The organism is Microcoleus sp. S36b_A4 (genome assembly GCF_036700645.1).
GTDB lineage: Bacteria > Cyanobacteriota > Cyanobacteriia > Cyanobacteriales > Microcoleaceae > Microcoleus.
On sequence record NZ_JAUBPI010000082.1, the window covers coordinates 15,254 to 29,883 of the forward strand.

Consider the following 14,630-nt stretch of genomic DNA (forward strand, 5'->3'; position numbering starts at 1 on the left):
CTCTCTTTTAACGGTTGTTGAAGTTCATTACGTTCGCAAACCAGCCCCCAAACCCTCTAGCTGTACCAGTTGCCGACACGCTGGCGCTGTTGTTACTAGTAGATCCAATAGTCACTGGCACTTTCTCCTGAATCCCTTTGTCCGAGCCGACTGTTGCGCGACTGAGCAGCTTCTGTCGCCTTTCCCTAAGAGATTCTTGAATTGTTTGCCTCTTCTCTGCAACCTCACCCCGATTTGCGAGGGAGGCCATCTTGTTTTCATGTCGCCACAGCTCGGCCTGTAAATCCCCTGTGAGCTCGGAAGCAATTTCGGCTAAGCCGTGCTGACGCTTGGTTTCAATCTTCAGCATTGCTGCACGGTCTTTGGCATCTAATTGCTCCATCTCGGAGCCGAATTCTGCATTGAGCTTGCGGATTTTCGCAATTGCATTCCCAACTTTAGAGCCAAATTTCTTCCGAAGTTCCGTCCAAGTAACCTGACCGTCGGCAATCTTTGCCAGTGCCTCCAGATAGGTTTCAGCGTTGTCCAAAAACGGTTCCAGAACTAGAGCGAGTTGTTCGGCGTTGGAAGCTTTATCTGCCATCGCCTCCAACTTATTAACATCGCTCAAGTAAGAGAGGATGTCCGCTTCTGTGTCAGCCCAATCTCCCGCCTTCTCATCAATGTATGGGCTGTGTCCCGCTGCGGGGTTGCGTATCGCTATGCTACTGCTGTCGTTGCGTCCAAAATCCATAGTACAATCTCCTTAGATAGAACTCTCCCAGCGCAAGCTAGGAGAGGTTTACAAAGCCAGCCGCCTACTTTTCGACGGGTGACGGCTGGCTGAAATTGTTGCTGTTGTTGTTGTTAATCGTGACGTTGCCGTGAATGATTGTCGGCTCCGGGACTCGTTTTGCTCCAGACTGATAGCCTGTGTCGTAGCCGACCGCAAAGACAAGAGCGTTGGTCAATAACGCACCGCCAATCATCAGCCGTGTCACGTTTTTGTCGAAGTCTTTGTCATCATCAAGCATCGCCTAAACCTCCTCAGATTTCACGTCAATTGCATCGCCATCTTTAGATAAGTCCTGGCGTGTTGGAGTCGGCTTGTGATTGATAACCGTGCCAGCGATAAAATCACCCTCGATTTTCTCAACGTAATTTCCGCCGTTAGTATTGATAACCCGTTTTCCAGGTTTGCCGTCTTCAAACACCACACCGTTAATAATCCGTACCATTTTTAATCCCTCAAACTACTAATTTGACCAACTACTGCAATCGCTACAGCATCCGCTACACCTTCATCTCGCAACTGTAATGCAGCAGCCTGTATAGCTTCCTGTGGGCGGTTTCCCACAACATTAAAGGTTCTCGTTGTGTTGCATTCCCGGCTGACTTTCACTTTAAAAAAAGCCATTATTCTACTCCCCCTAACTGCATAGCCCGCAATTGCGCTAATACTTCGTTTTGTGCCTTCTGTTCAGCTTGAAATATTGCCAAGCCTTGTGCTGCGCCCCGGTTCTGTGCTGCGTTGATTCTGGCTTTGTTTAAGTCAGAATCACGTTTTTGTGCCGCTTCATTCTCTGAGGCAATTTGAGCCAGAACTTGCATAACCGACTGATTCAAGGATGCCGAGGTAGTTGCAGCATTTTGACCAAGTTGAGTGATGCGTTGATCCAATGCTGGGGTGTATTCGTTGATTGTCAATGCTCCGGCTGGGGTCGCAGAAGGTGCGGTCGGTGTGGCTTCTACCAGCTTTCGCAGTTCGCTAAGTTTTCCTGCATTCAATAGTTTGCAAGCTTTCAGGGCAAGCTCAGAGTATTGGGTTGCTCGTGCAGCGCCACGGCGAAGGGTTGCAATATCCAGCCCGTAGATGCTCTGAAGCTTGGAAATCGATTGCTGCAATCCGGCTTTGCTCAGTTTCAGCAGCCCTTGAATTTGCACCGCAGAGTACCAGGTTTCCTCGTCTTCTGGCTCAGGATTATCGATTTGCTCGACTTCAACGTCAATTACAGCAAGGCTTTCTGGTTTCATAGTTTAGTCTGTCTCAGAAACGATATTTATCGATAAAAACGATTTCTATCGATATGTGTGTTAGTGTATCAGTGCATCGGTACATTAGTCAACTAATGCTTTTTGGCTCTTGTTCTCGAATAAATTGATGGCTTTATGCCTTAATGCCTTGTTGCTCAAATAAACTGGTGGATATGTCCATCAGCAAAAGGGGTAATGTGGCAAAAGGAGAGATGTCAATTCGGGTCTATCTGTTGCCCGAATTAAAAGACAAATTTAAAACAGCTTGCTTTCTTAATGGGCTGAATATGTCGGATGTTACCGCCGCACTTATTGAAGAATGGGTGGCGAAAAATGCTGTAGACCTACCAGCACCCCAAAGAATCTCTAAGGCGCTAACCGAAACTGGTTCCCCCGATCGCACTCCCGACCCGCAGCCAACAGAATCGGAGCCAACCGCAGCGGAACCAACCGCAGCCAAGCAAACTGCGGCGAAGGCAAAACCGGGGAGGGGCAAAAGCTGATCTAAGTTTGTGGCGGCGGTGTTATCGGCGATGGCGGGCTGGGGAGTTGCGGGCGATCGGCTTAACTTTAATTAAATTTATTTAAGTTTAATTATTTGCTCTGCCTTTTGTACTACTTTCTGCCTCCCCTATATTCGGAGAATCCGATGAATAAAGGCTTTGCGCTCTTGATTAAGCTATAGATTTTTCAATTTGATTTCTCAACCTGCGAAATCAAAAAGGCTTCAAATCCAAGCTGATAGTATGTATCCGGCTACATACCCCGGCAAAATTCTTCTTTTCGGGAAGAGCGGGGGAGCTGTTCGATCGAGGCATCAATGGGTACAGGATTTTGCTCAAAAACCCTATATATAGGGTAAATAATCAATTTTGTCCATAATTTGACCATTTACTTGCCCCAAGATGGTTAGTACCGTATTATTAACGGTAACTCTAAAACGAGGATGTGAAAAATGGCACGCAGGTGGAAACATTCGGTAACAGTTTATTTAACAGAGGCGGAATATTTATCAATTAAAAGTAAAGCCTTGCAATTAGAAACCTCTAGCTCGAACTTTACTAAGCAAGCTGTACACACCTACATTAAGCAACTAGAAAAGCATCTCAATGATGCCGAACTTATTGCAGTGTAGGGTTTGCAGGCATTATTTTCACTCGTTTTAAGTCAAAAAAAAGGCTACACCCGCCTTGTAGACGAGAGCAACCAAAAAGAATAAATTCATTTCAATAATAACCCCTTTGTCAACATAAAGGGTTGACAGCTAGGGGTAAACTCCAGACAACAGACCAATAAGCTCTTTTCTATAATCAGGTGTAGCTGGTCAACTTTCCCCGGAAACCAGCTATGGACACCATTGTACCAAATCCAGATAACTTTAGTCAAGATTACTCGACAGCTTCGGCAAGTTTAGACAAGTTTGGTAAAGATTACGCAGAATATGTAAATCAATGCTGCTACGAGGATGTTGTGGTTCGATCGGGAGTTGCCCCCGACATCTTCCGCCTGAACTTTGCCCCTACGATCGGAACCACTGTATATGAGCACCAGTACGCCGACAGTGACAATTCAACCAACAGCGGTAGCAGCATAGAAGCGGATCGAAATTTTGCCCGGTGTGAGGGAAGTAAGGGATATTTCCTTGGCTCAACTTTTTACATACCCTCCGATCTAGCCGGCAACACAAAAGTAGCCAGAAGCGGAACTATTAAATCAAAGGGAATCTCCCGACCTGCGGGCCCTCCTGCGTATGGATGGATAGGCAATAACCGCTTTCGGCAATTAGGCGGGGCGCCGCTCGCGCTCGATCAGAAAAAAGGTACAGGGGTGTGGGAGCCTCGCAGGTATCACCAGCGCAAGGGGCAACCCTTAGAGGTATTCCTCCCTCGCGTTACTGTCCGAGTTTGGAAGCTGGTAGCCACTAAAGCTGGTTTGCCGATGCCAGAATTTCCGGTTGTTGGGATTGATGGAGAAGCGATCGGATTTTGGAAATGGGTTAAAGCTACCAATTGTCCGATCGTCCTGACAGAGGGAGAGAAAAAAGCTTGTGCGCTAATTTCTCGCGGATATGCGGCGATCGGATTACCAGGTATTTACACCGGGTACAGAGTTACCGAGTACGGGGAAGAAGTAACCAAGCCCGACGGCACAACGTACCGGAAAGCTATCGCGCGAGAATTGTGCAAAGTGCTGCAAATTCTGGATACACCAGGGCGAGAAATTACAATTCTGTTTGACTACCGCGACGGCGATTACTCCCAGAGCCCAGAATTTAAGGCCGCCTGCACTACGGCAAAATTGTTCAAAAGTGCGATCGCAAAAATTGCACAGTTGCCGGGCCCTGACAAAGGTGTTGATGATTTTCTGGTTAGTGGCGGCGATATTGACGCGGTTATCGGCGAGGCATCGCAGAACGTCTCAGAGGACTGGCAACTTAAGAAGTGGGAAAGATTCAGGAAGTTTAGTCCCGACATCAAAATTAACTCAGAGCGTTTTGACGCGCCCGCGCCAGAGCCGGGAAAAATTACCGCAGGGCGTAGCGGTTTCGGCACTGGGAAAACTTACTGGATCGGAGATAAAGTTGCCAGCGACCCGCGCGGGTTACAGATTAATTTGGGATACCGCAACAGCTTACTTTTTCAGCAATCCAAAAAATGGGGATTTTATCACTGGGATGAACACAAAGGGTATCTTTTCACCAAAGACCCCAATGCACGGCTAAGCCTCTGTGTAGATTCCTTGCTCAAGCTTCCGATCGAGATGTTTGAAGCGGCTGTCGAAAGCGGTCAAGGATTCACAGTCATTATTGACGAGCCAGTGTCAGTGTCCAAGCATTTAATACTGTCTAAGACGCTGCTAGGCAAGCGGGTCGAGACTCTTGAGCGATTAGAGTATATTCTCAAATTACCTAATTGTCGGCTAGTGCTAACAGATGGCAACCTGTCCGATCTAGTCGTCAATTATTTTTCAGAAATTTCTGGCAAACCTTTAGTCAAAATTGAGAACGTCTATCAGGGCGACACCTTACCTCTGTTTTTTGTAGACCCTGGTAAAAAATCTAAAAAATGGTTGAGCGATCAAATACTAAAAAGTCCGTGCCCTGCAATTGCAACGGATTCTCTGAGAGACGCTGAAGCTTTTGCTAAACAATTAACCGAGTCTCACGGGGCCGGAGTTTTGTTTACTTCTAAAACTGCACCGACAGAAGAGATGGAGGAATTCAAAACAGACCCCGACGCTTGGATCAAGAGATATAAGCCAGCTTGGGTAGTTTACACCCCGACTGCTGAAAGCGGTTTTGATGTTAGCATTCCGGGTTATTTCTCCGACGTGTTTTGTTGGAATGTGGGAGTGTTAGGGGTTGACGAGTTTTGCCAGATGGCCCGTCGCGTCCGACATCCTGAGAGGATTGTTGTACTCTGTGCAGAACGTGGTTTACCTAGCAAGAGCGCTGGGGGATTATTTGAATCAGACATTATCAAAGCTCTCGCAGAGTTTGGTGACACCGAGGCTAGATTGCTGGTAGAGGATGAGTCGCAGTTGCAGAAAGTACGGGAAGATTTAGCGGCTCAAATTGTGAATCCTCACACAATCCTTTGGGCAAAACTTCAAGCAAAAGCAGAATTAGAGCGATCGCACTTACGGGAATATTTGATAAAAGCTTTTGAGGCCTGCGGGTATTCTGTGCAGCAAGTTTCAGCTAGCGAGTGCGACTATGAAGGACACGCCTTCGCTAAGGAAGAGTGCAAGGATATCGAGTCTCAAGAAATCTTCAACGCGCCGGACATCGAACTTTCTAAGGCCTTAGAAATTAAGCTCAACTTTAAAGCGACTTGGGAAGACCGATGCTGCGCTATTAAGTTTTTCCTCAAAGCACGGCTACCGGGAATCGAAAACTCTGGCTTGTGGGATTGGGAATTTGTGCGGCGTGTCCGGTTTGACGATCGATCGCTTTTGTCTCAACTTGATTCTGACTGGATTTATCAGAATCCAGAGGATGCAGAATTTTTACAGCGACACAGGTTATCGACTGGCAAGCGAGAATTTTTAGGAGATTTCTCCCCTCGCTGGCTCAAAATCAAAGCGCTCAAAGCTTTAGGTCTAGAGAAATTCTTGGAGCCGGGAAAAGTTTGGACTCAAGAAAGTCCCGAAGTGCTGGAACTTTTGGAGCGCTGCAAGAAAAAGGCGATCGCCAATCTTTTCGGTCATCCCGGAAAAATGAAGCCGATCCAATGGCTCAACAAACTGCTACAACTTATCGGCCGCAAACTTATCGGCAAGAACGTAAAGCAGAACGGAGTGCAGCACCGGGAATATTCATTTATGGCTGAGGCAAGCTTACCCGAAAACTGGCATCAGCTAGCGGCATTCACAGCCGAAAAACAAGCAAAAAAAATATCTGAGATAAAAGAAGCTGAAACCCATGCAGCGCAAGAATCAGAGGCGGTTGCACCTCCCCCTGTTTTTGATACAAATATAGGGGTAGATGCAACCGAAGATTTAGAAGCTTTTAGCCCCAAAACTGCGATAGAGGTGGAAGCCCCAGCAACAGAAATTTTTGTAGCACAGATAGAAGTTACTTCCCCAGAACTTCCCGCCGTCGAGGTTCCCATTGCTGCTGAAGCTCCGATCGCCCAAAAAGCTTGGGGTTGGTTCCAGCGAAAGCTTGGGGAGTGGATTAAATGCCGGGTGCTGGAGTTTGTTGAGGGTCGCTACCTCTTAGAAGCTAAATCAATGGTTGATTCGGGGATGATACAGTTCCGAGCTTATCCCGAGGATTTGAGATGGGAGGCTCCAATATGCTAGATGCTGCTACCCATGTCGAATGTCTGGAATTTATCCGCGCCGCCATTGCCGAAGCCGATCGCCAAACAGCCCAAGACGTAGCCGGCATCCTCAAAGATTGCTACCAGAACGGCTATGTCGATCGCGCCGAAATCTGGGCCGACCTCACCCAAACTGAAAAACAGCAATTTCAAGAATTATTGGGCCCAATTGCCCATCACTTCGCCAACAGAATCAAACAGGCGATCGGCTGGAGTTCGCCAGGGGTTGCCCTAGGTATTGATTGCGATTTGGAAGACGCAATCGCCCGTGACGAATTGGTGGCGGCGGATGTGGTGGAGGTTGTCGGCGATCGGCACTTCCTAGAGTTTCAGGAATTGGTCGCACGCTGCCCAAAATATTTTAGCGAACTCCCCGCACCGTCGATCGAAGCCGCCACCAAAAAAATTAGCTAATTGTTGCGTCAGCTAAAGTCAGGGATTTGCAGTATAAAGTCAGGGATTTGCAGTATAAAGTCAGGCGGAAAGCAGGTATTTGTAGGGGCTGCATTTTACCTGCATTTACCTGAAAATATCCTGCAAACGCCTGCAATTTCTAGCCAAATTACTGCCTTTTTGTGCTGTTCGTGTCTTGACCTGTTGGGACTGCTTATAGTTGTTCTCTCTCGGTAGCAAGCAATGTTTTTGTGATCACAAATCTGACTTTTACGTGCAGACAAAAAATATCCCCCCCATGAATATTGAGCATATTGCTTACCCGCAGTTCAAACCTTATTGATATGGAATAAGGAACGACTCGCGAGTGGCTACTGAAGCCCAAATACATCAATAAGAGCGGTAAGGTATGGGACAGGGACGGCGAACTAATTTTTTGTGGGAATGTATTAGCGATCGCTCTTTACGCCTAGAGATTGCTGCCTGTATTAATAAGGTGATGAATTATAACCGCCATTGATAGCTGGGAGTCGAGCGACTGCTGTAAACCGAGCGACTACTGTAAACCGAGTCAGGCGGTAAATTTTTATCCGACTGTCAAGCTTTATCAGACAACAACAGTTTAGCCGATTGCAAATTGCGAACCCGACAACAGCAATTTATGCAACTGCCAAGGCTGGTATAACGGCTGCTGTGTTGCCAATTTTCTCATACTCCTTAAATTTGACTTAATAGTCAACTTACCATACTGTAACTTGACTATTAAATCAATTCAGTTTTTGTTAAAAACGCTAAAAAATCACTAATTGTTGTGCGCCCTAAAGTCAGGCATTTGCAGTATAAAGTCAGGCGTTTGCAGTACAAAATCAGGTATTGGCAGGTATTTGCAGGAACTGCACTCTACCTGTATTTACCTGAAAATATCCTGCAAATACCTGACTTTTTCGGTCAAATTACTGCTTTTTTGTGCTGTTCGTGTCTTGACCTGTTGAGGCTGATTATAGTTGTTCTCTCTCGGTAGCAAGCAATGGTTTTGTGATCACAAACCAAACTTTTACGTGTAGAAAGAGAAATAATGCACCCTTATGAATGGGGAATCTTAGGTGTCAAGGCGATCGCGTTAGGCTAGCTCTCGGACGAACGATAATCACAGCGAGCATCGACTTGATAGGGTCAATGGTGAGCCAGTGGTAGCGACTTGCAGGCTGATTCGGATATTCGAGTAAGGGCAGCGGAGCCGAGTCGCGAGTTGTAGTTTTTAAAGTCAAAATAATTCAAATCACCACAAAGGTTTGGCTTTGAATCGATCGCCGTGCAGCTATCGCCACAACTACCTAACGGGATTTAAACAAAAAATACGGTGAAAATACGTTATAATGCTTGCATAGCAAGCATATAACGTTAAAGAATGACCAATGAAAGAGACAACCCCAGCCGCGATGCCCCCCTGCTTCGATAGATGGTGTCAAAGATTTGACGATATTTTTGGTCATCTTGCCCAAAAACGAGAGTTTAGGAACTATTTAGGGGGATTATTGGGAGAAAGTGAGCGAAAAAACTTGTCGCAGATGGCAGCAAACGCCGTCGGAGTAACTTACCACAAATTACATCATTTTTTAACAGCAGCGCCTTGGTCATTCAATGAGGTCAATCAACGTCGCCTAGACGTAATGAATCAGTGTAACTTGCGCCAAGATTAGTCGAGGATTTAGCCTGATAATAGATGATTCAGGTCACCGAAAAAGTGGTAACTTTACCGAAGGTGTAGGAAGACAATACATCGGACAAATTGGAAAAACTGATAATGGGGTAGTAGTAGTTACAAGTCATCTATATGATGGTAAGAAGAGCCTACCATTAGATATTGAATTATATAAAAAAGCCGACTCATTACCAGAAGGAAAAGATGACCCCGAATTCAAGAAAAAGTCAGAAATAGCCATAAATTTAATCGACAAAACCTTAACGAGAGGCTATAAACCAGGAATAGTCTTGATGGATGCAGGGTATGGTAATAACACCAGTTTTTTACAAGAATTAGAAAACCGAAAATTAAAATACATCGGAGGAATCGCCAAAAATCGCAAAGTAATAATTCAAAAAACCGAAAATGAAACAGAGGAAATTCGAGCAGACAACTTAACAAAAGCCTTACCTGTAGAGGCTTTCACAAAAATTCAACTCAATCTCGACCGGCCGAGAACAGTATGGGTAGCAATTAAAGAAGTCGAATTATCAAAATGCACGGGTAAGAAAGTAATAGCCATCGTCATGAATGCAGATACTTTCGATACCGCCACTGAAATAGATTATTTGATGAGTAATGTTGACTTATCAACAGCGACAGAGGAGTGGATAGTAAAAACTTATTCACAAAGAAATTGGGTCGAAGTTTTCTATCGGGAAGCCAAGGGCTGGTTGGGGTTAAATGAATATCAAATCAGAGATGAAACCAGCCTTAAAAGACATTTTATTATGGTGTTTTGTGCCTACAGTTTCATTCTCTGGCATACCTTAACAGGAGGATTAAGGCGTAGATGGGCAAACAAATCTTTAAACACTTTTACTGATGCACTCGAAGCATTTCGGACAGCCATATCTTTTAGGTTTGTGAAATGGTTGAACCAAAATTGGGACGTATTCTCCGCTTATAAAGCCAGTTTAGGCTTTGTTTGGGCTTAAAATTTGTTTAAGTCCCGCTAAAAACTAGGGCTGGGGTGTCAACGGGCTTAATTTTACCCGCTCTTCAACTGTGCCTCCCAATCAATACCACTGATGCGATGTTAGCCAAGTGTTTCAAAAGGCTTGGTTTTACCCGCTCTTCAACTGTGCCGATTGCTCATACTATTGTGGCGACTTTTCTGGCAACACTGGCATCAATTGCCCCGTCACACCTGGGTAGCATGGGTGGCCATCGCTTCCCTGAGTTCTCAAGTTAACCAATCATGCTGGTTCAACGTTATGTAATGCCGCGTGAAAACTCATATCGCTAGGGCCTGGGTGCTTAGAGGGGCTCAGGCTCGCGCACTCTCTCTGAAATCAAGTACAACCGTGCGGTAGCACTGCCTTCAATAAAGCCAAACAAACTGAACTGCAACTCAAAAAGAGAAAAACGCTACCGCCATTGTTCCGATACATTAATATGCAATAGCTGAATGGCTAATAACGAGGCCGCTATTTTTTAGGCAACCTTAACAGCTTTTCAATTAGTTCGGCTTGCTCATTATTGAAAGTACAGCTTGCTATAAATGCTACCACTTTTGAGCCTCTGCTACATTTGCCTAAAATTGGAGTGTAGAGCTTGCTGTTAAATTATTAAATTGATATTAAGTGTACCGAGACAGGAAAAAACCTCAAAATTAACTTTTTAAGACTAAGTTCTCATGCGTTTTCGTGAGTTTTTTGCTGTTTTTTCTGAGAATGTGCGAGTAAACTTGTGCAAACTCAACTTAATTCTTAGCTGAATTTGGGGGCTTATTCGCAGCAAAAAACGCATGAAAACTCAAACTTATGCCAGAGAGGAAGCTTGCACAAAAAGCAGGAATGAGTCGTAGCAATAGCAATGTTGGGAGATATATTTATATCGGTAAAGGAAAGTTGTGGCTAAGTTTTCTGAAACTTATAATGCGATCGCTCCTACCTACAACGGTTTCAAGCAACCGGGGCGAGCGCTGTATTCGCTACTAGGCTCTTGCCCTTCAACGAGCGCCTCGCAGTCAATTAAAGTCGCCACACCTTGATTATTCGCTATTCGCGAATGTAGAATAAAGGAAACAAGGAAACAATGCACGAGCTCATCCGCTATGCTAAAACCCCAAGATATCCTTGCAATACTCAAAGTCCACAGTTGGGATTCAACGAACTGGACGTACAGTTCTCTCGCTCAAAGCTTGGGCATGAGCGCATCAGAAGTTCATGCTGCCCTTGAGCGTTCTGAAGCTGCGGGTCTGTATTATGGCTCCGAGCGGAAAATTTTGAAGCAAGCGGTGTTGGAATTCTTGGTTCACGGGTTGCGCTATGTATTCTACGCCCAACCAGGCCCCCTCTCGCGGGGACTGCCAACTGCACATTCTGCTGAGCCATTGAAAAGCAAGCTGGTTGCCTCACCGTCTGAGGTTTACGTTTGGCCTGACCCTCAAGGTGTCGTGAGAGGGCAGGCAATCGCGCCTCTGTACCGCTCAGTCCCCCAAGCTGCCAGTAACGATCCAAAACTTTATGCCTTGCTCAGCTTGATTGACGCTATTCGAGTTGGTCGGGTGCGGGAGCAACGTTTAGCCGCTAGCGAACTTGAAAAGAGGATCGTCGCTCTATGAATCAGCAGATATTCATGCTGGAAACAGTCGCCCGGATACTCTCTCAAGTACTTATATATAGCCCTATTTTCTTCTATCATAGGGAAATATGTATCTACGTCTTCTGGGGCATAACTATCTAGGTAGTGAAGATACTTTAGGGTAGAAATATGAAGTGCAGTAAAGCCATCAATCCAGTTGAGGAACATCTCTAAAAAATCATCCTCTATGGATCTGGGAATAGATGAATTGAGAACTATATTCCTCAACGCTTCAAGTTTTTGCTCCTTGTGAGTGCAAGCAGCTATTTGACGCGCCCGCATAAAAGTTGTCACAAAAACGGGGCTTTCAAAATTAACTGATTCAATTTTAGATTTTAGCTCTTCTAATTCTCGGACTAAAACTCCTAAAAATAGATAAAGCCTTTCCGTTGCCGGAGGAACAATGTAACTGTCGGCAAAGCCTGCGACTAATGCCCCAATTGAGGGTATAGAACTAACGAGTGCTTTGGCAGCATTATAATTTTTGTCAGAATTATTGCTCTCAGTAACCGCTTTGAGTTTTTCTTCGAGCGAGTCTTGATTTTGAGGGTTGTTGCTCATAATTACTTTTTGCAAAAAGATTGATTAAGCGTAGCGTTCGCTTTTAAGAGGGTGATTAGGGTTTTCCGTATTGCTAACAGTCGGATGTCACCATCCAAATCCCCAATTACTACTGCGGAGTCATCAGGATAGAACTATTTTCTGATAGACAACCTCAAACCCTTGCTCCTACATCAGATATAATCCGCTGCTGTCGTTCGGCTTAGCGTGTAAGTATTTGCTCGTCGTGGCAACCGACGCATGGCCCAAAGTTTGCGACAACAAGTGAATTGGCGCTCCCCTGTTGAGAGCGTGGCTAGCGTGGCAATGTCGCAACCAGTGAGCGCTAGTCTTCTCCGAGATGCCCGCGCGTTTAGCAGCTTCCTTGACCAAGTGCGTTACAGAAATCCTGTGCAAGCGGCCACCGTTGGTAGCTTTGCGACTCCTGAAGATGGGCTCAGAATTCCCAGCATCCCCTCTGCTCTTCAGGATTGCCAGATACAGAGACGCAGGAAGTAGCACCACACGAGTTTTGCCGCCCTTGCCATAAATCAAAAGTTGCCCGCTTTCACCGTTAGGAGTCAAATCCTCCCAGTTCAAATCGCACAATTCCGAGGCCCGGAGTCCAGCGTAGTAAAAGGTTTTGAGAATCAACTTGTTCCGATCGCACGGTTCCAGAGCAATCATCGTCATCACTTCGAGCTCAGAGAGGATTTTCTGCGAGAGAGTATCCTTTGGTTTCGGGGTAACTACCGCAGCAGCAGCGTTAACTGGAATCAGCCCGGTGCGGTGAGCAAAAGAAAGTAGACTTTTCACAACAGATATATAGGTGCGACGGCTTGAAGGAGACAACTCCTTTCCTTCTAACGTATCCGCGAAACTCTGAAAATCTTGGAGAGTCAGCCATTGAAGCGGTTTATCAGTGGTAGTTAATAACAGGGTTGCAACGCGACGGTAGAGAGCCGCCGTATTTTTAGACTTGCCGTGAGTCCACAAATCAATTAATTGGGCGGTGGGAGTGCCGGGAGCGATGACTTGTGGGGCGGGTTGATTGGAAACTGCGAGAGTCATTTTGGGCATGACTGAATATTACATTAAACATAGTTATGTAAGATTGACCGACTTTAAGAAGCCCCATCCGATTTCTGGGATGGGGCCACTGCGTCTAAGCTACAAACTTCAGTCGCTTAAGTTGGTTCAGGGCCGCGGCCTGATTTTCTTCCTCAAGTACGATCGCCGGAATAGTTTCGCCGGCCCTGGGGTTAAGTTGCTTCGCCAGAACTGCGGCGTGATATTGGAGATGACCGCTAACAACCTTGTACCCGCTAGAATCTCGCACCAACACCGGGGGAGTGACAAAACCGCCTAATGTCAAGCTCAGTTCGCCAAGTATTTCGAGCTCGTTTCGATCGAAGTTGCTGACTGATATATCCGAACTGATGCGACTAATTGGGACAATCAGCGGCAAGAGCTTCTTAGCTGCTGCGATCGGCTGAACCCGTCCCCGTCCGTTATCCCCACGGTTGGGCGGTTCATTATCTGTCCCGATGGCTGCTGCTGCGGTTTTCGCGAGTGTGGGTGATGTAGCGGGTGCAGCTTTTTTGGCTGAAAGTATTGCAGGTGCAGGCGTTGAAGGTGATGCAGATTTGGGTGTAGCGGGTGCGGGTGCGTCGGTTTTGGCGATCGCCATTTCGACTTCGGCGGCAGCTTTTTCGGCTTCCGCTTTAGCAAGTGCTTCAAAACAAGACACCGTGGCTGTCCAATGTCCACGCTTGATATCGCTTGCGGTCTGGCTGACTTGGCAGCAGTATCTGTTGTCTTCGATCAGTCTGGCGAAGGGACATTGAGAGCAGGTGAAAGATGCGGGGGTCGAAGCGTCGATCGTCGTGGCAGTCTGTGTTAAGTTCATTGTTAGTCCTTTGGGGCTAGCCACCGCCTTCGGCCTCGTAAACTTCGGGCGGTGGTTTTGTTTTTGGGTAAGCTTGTCTTACCTGTATGTCTTACATTGTGCAGGTTGTTAGACAGTTGTCAAGAGTAGTTAGACAAATTGTTAGACAAACAAGACAAAACTAAGGCAGGTGTAAGACCGAGTGAGGTTGTGGTCTTACGCTTGCCTTAGTTTGTACTCTGGGTTAGGCGGTGGCATCCCAGATATCAGCCTGTGTGACGAGTGTCTTTAACCTCGCTGCGATGCTTGCCCGCGTCCCTTTTGTGTCGGTTCCCTTTGCCGATGCCAGTTTGCGGATTGACTGGATTGACATTTTATTAAGCAGTCCCTCGATGCCGGCTGCTGTTGTTGTCGGTGTCGGCTCGATCGGCGCTGCGGGTTCCGGTGCTGGTGCAACTTCGACATCAATAGCTGGCTCAATCTCTGGCGTGGCCGCTGGTTCCGGCGCTGTCGGCACTGTCGGTTCCGGTTCGACTGTTTCCGCTGGTGCAGGTGTGGCAGGTTCCAAGAATGCGATCGCGTCAGTCCCGAACTGTGCCTCAACCGCTGCCTTAAACGTGCCAATTTCGGCGGGATC

General features: G+C 46.4%; 15 protein-coding genes and 2 pseudogenes. 7 read left to right on the top strand and 10 right to left on the bottom strand.

All coding sequences use genetic code 11. The annotated features are described in order from the left end of the window. Nucleotides 1-7: 7 nt before the first annotated feature. The 5 genes from QUA03_RS22060 to QUA03_RS22080 all read right to left on the bottom strand — a co-directional run bounded on the left by QUA03_RS22060 (nt 8) and on the right by QUA03_RS22080 (nt 2,013). Nucleotides 8-733 (bottom strand): hypothetical protein, encoded by a 726-nt coding sequence (locus QUA03_RS22060; protein ID WP_333214966.1) that lies wholly within the window; start codon nt 731-733, stop codon nt 8-10. Nucleotides 734-797: 64 nt separating this feature from the next. Then, nucleotides 798-1,013, bottom strand: a complete 216-nt coding sequence (locus tag QUA03_RS22065; RefSeq protein ID WP_015179857.1) for a hypothetical protein — start codon at nt 1,011-1,013, stop codon at nt 798-800. 3 nt (nt 1,014-1,016) lie between these two features. Beyond that, a complete protein-coding gene (locus QUA03_RS22070) occupies nt 1,017-1,217 on the bottom strand; it encodes a hypothetical protein (RefSeq protein WP_015179858.1) in 201 nt (66 codons plus the stop codon). 2 nt (nt 1,218-1,219) lie between these two features. Further along, a complete protein-coding gene (locus tag QUA03_RS22075) occupies nt 1,220-1,396 on the bottom strand; it encodes a hypothetical protein (protein WP_333145240.1) in 177 nt (58 codons plus the stop codon). Continuing rightward, nucleotides 1,396-2,013, bottom strand: coding sequence for a hypothetical protein (locus QUA03_RS22080; protein WP_333214968.1), 618 nt, complete (start codon nt 2,011-2,013; stop codon nt 1,396-1,398). The genes QUA03_RS22075 and QUA03_RS22080 overlap by 1 nt, the downstream gene beginning before the upstream one ends. Before the next feature lie 173 nt (nt 2,014-2,186). Here QUA03_RS22080 and QUA03_RS22085 point away from each other — a divergent pair, with 173 nt between their 5' ends. The 4 genes from QUA03_RS22085 to QUA03_RS22100 all read left to right on the top strand — a co-directional run bounded on the left by QUA03_RS22085 (nt 2,187) and on the right by QUA03_RS22100 (nt 7,253). After that, nucleotides 2,187-2,516: a hypothetical protein gene (locus QUA03_RS22085; protein ID WP_333214970.1), complete on the top strand. Its 330-nt coding sequence runs from the start codon at nt 2,187-2,189 to the stop codon at nt 2,514-2,516. Nucleotides 2,517-2,968: 452 nt separating this feature from the next. Next, nucleotides 2,969-3,148: a hypothetical protein gene (locus QUA03_RS22090; RefSeq protein WP_333214972.1), complete on the top strand. Its 180-nt coding sequence runs from the start codon at nt 2,969-2,971 to the stop codon at nt 3,146-3,148. Nucleotides 3,149-3,360: 212 nt separating this feature from the next. Beyond that, on the top strand, nt 3,361-6,819 hold the full coding sequence (locus tag QUA03_RS22095; protein ID WP_333214974.1) for a plasmid replication protein, CyRepA1 family: 3,459 nt from the start codon (nt 3,361-3,363) through the stop codon (nt 6,817-6,819). Beyond that, the gene (locus QUA03_RS22100) at nt 6,798-7,253 is read left to right on the top strand and encodes a hypothetical protein (RefSeq protein ID WP_333214976.1); all 456 of its coding nucleotides are present in this window, start codon (nt 6,798-6,800) and stop codon (nt 7,251-7,253) included. The genes QUA03_RS22095 and QUA03_RS22100 overlap by 22 nt, the downstream gene beginning before the upstream one ends. 1,085 nt (nt 7,254-8,338) lie before the next feature. Here QUA03_RS22100 and QUA03_RS22105 read toward each other — a convergent pair. Continuing rightward, a complete protein-coding gene (locus tag QUA03_RS22105; protein ID WP_333214978.1) occupies nt 8,339-8,500 on the bottom strand; it encodes a hypothetical protein in 162 nt (53 codons plus the stop codon). A 147-nt stretch (nt 8,501-8,647) separates the two neighbouring features. On the opposite strand from QUA03_RS22105, the pseudogene QUA03_RS22110 reads away from it, so the two are divergent. From QUA03_RS22110 to QUA03_RS22120, 3 genes and pseudogenes are all read left to right on the top strand, one after another. After that, a pseudogene (locus QUA03_RS22110) lies at nt 8,648-9,914 on the top strand (IS701 family transposase). A 917-nt stretch (nt 9,915-10,831) separates the two neighbouring features. Next, nucleotides 10,832-10,972 (top strand): hypothetical protein, encoded by a 141-nt coding sequence (locus QUA03_RS22115; RefSeq protein ID WP_333214980.1) that lies wholly within the window; start codon nt 10,832-10,834, stop codon nt 10,970-10,972. A gap of 63 nt (nt 10,973-11,035) precedes the next feature. Next, complete coding sequence (locus QUA03_RS22120) at nt 11,036-11,545, top strand: hypothetical protein (RefSeq protein WP_015179812.1); 510 nt, start codon at nt 11,036-11,038, stop codon at nt 11,543-11,545. On the opposite strand, the gene QUA03_RS22125 is transcribed toward QUA03_RS22120, so the two are convergent. The 4 genes and pseudogenes from QUA03_RS22125 to QUA03_RS22140 form a co-directional block, all read right to left on the bottom strand. Next, entirely contained in the window at nt 11,446-12,126 is a 681-nt protein-coding gene (locus QUA03_RS22125) for a hypothetical protein (RefSeq protein WP_333214982.1), read from the bottom strand. The two genes, QUA03_RS22120 and QUA03_RS22125, sit on opposite strands and share 100 nt — an antisense overlap. A gap of 168 nt (nt 12,127-12,294) precedes the next feature. Continuing rightward, on the bottom strand, nt 12,295-13,185 hold the full coding sequence (locus tag QUA03_RS22130) for a tyrosine-type recombinase/integrase (RefSeq protein ID WP_333214984.1): 891 nt from the start codon (nt 13,183-13,185) through the stop codon (nt 12,295-12,297). Nucleotides 13,186-13,270: 85 nt separating this feature from the next. Then, nucleotides 13,271-14,014 carry a hypothetical protein gene (locus tag QUA03_RS22135; RefSeq protein WP_333214986.1) on the bottom strand — a complete coding sequence of 248 codons (744 nt, stop codon included), beginning with the start codon at nt 14,012-14,014 and terminating at the stop codon, nt 13,271-13,273. A 223-nt stretch (nt 14,015-14,237) separates the two neighbouring features. Continuing rightward, nucleotides 14,238-14,630, bottom strand: a pseudogene (locus QUA03_RS22140) (hypothetical protein); the annotation flags it as partial.

Bases quoted from the DNA above. Each gene is read 5' to 3' on its own strand.
- QUA03_RS22060 (WP_333214966.1), bottom strand. From the start codon at position 733: ATGGATTTTGGACGCAACGACAGCAGTAGCATAGCGATACGCAACCCC.
- QUA03_RS22065 (WP_015179857.1), bottom strand. From the start codon at position 1,013: ATGCTTGATGATGACAAAGACTTCGACAAAAACGTGACACGGCTGATG.
- QUA03_RS22070 (WP_015179858.1), bottom strand. From the start codon at position 1,217: ATGGTACGGATTATTAACGGTGTGGTGTTTGAAGACGGCAAACCTGGA.
- QUA03_RS22075 (WP_333145240.1), bottom strand. From the start codon at position 1,396: ATGGCTTTTTTTAAAGTGAAAGTCAGCCGGGAATGCAACACAACGAGA.
- QUA03_RS22080 (WP_333214968.1), bottom strand. From the start codon at position 2,013: ATGAAACCAGAAAGCCTTGCTGTAATTGACGTTGAAGTCGAGCAAATC.
- QUA03_RS22085 (WP_333214970.1), top strand. From the start codon at position 2,187: ATGTCCATCAGCAAAAGGGGTAATGTGGCAAAAGGAGAGATGTCAATT.
- QUA03_RS22090 (WP_333214972.1), top strand. From the start codon at position 2,969: ATGGCACGCAGGTGGAAACATTCGGTAACAGTTTATTTAACAGAGGCG.
- QUA03_RS22095 (WP_333214974.1), top strand. From the start codon at position 3,361: ATGGACACCATTGTACCAAATCCAGATAACTTTAGTCAAGATTACTCG.
- QUA03_RS22100 (WP_333214976.1), top strand. From the start codon at position 6,798: ATGGGAGGCTCCAATATGCTAGATGCTGCTACCCATGTCGAATGTCTG.
- QUA03_RS22120 (WP_015179812.1), top strand. From the start codon at position 11,036: ATGCTAAAACCCCAAGATATCCTTGCAATACTCAAAGTCCACAGTTGG.
- QUA03_RS22125 (WP_333214982.1), bottom strand. From the start codon at position 12,126: ATGAGCAACAACCCTCAAAATCAAGACTCGCTCGAAGAAAAACTCAAA.
- QUA03_RS22130 (WP_333214984.1), bottom strand. From the start codon at position 13,185: ATGCCCAAAATGACTCTCGCAGTTTCCAATCAACCCGCCCCACAAGTC.
- QUA03_RS22135 (WP_333214986.1), bottom strand. From the start codon at position 14,014: ATGAACTTAACACAGACTGCCACGACGATCGACGCTTCGACCCCCGCA.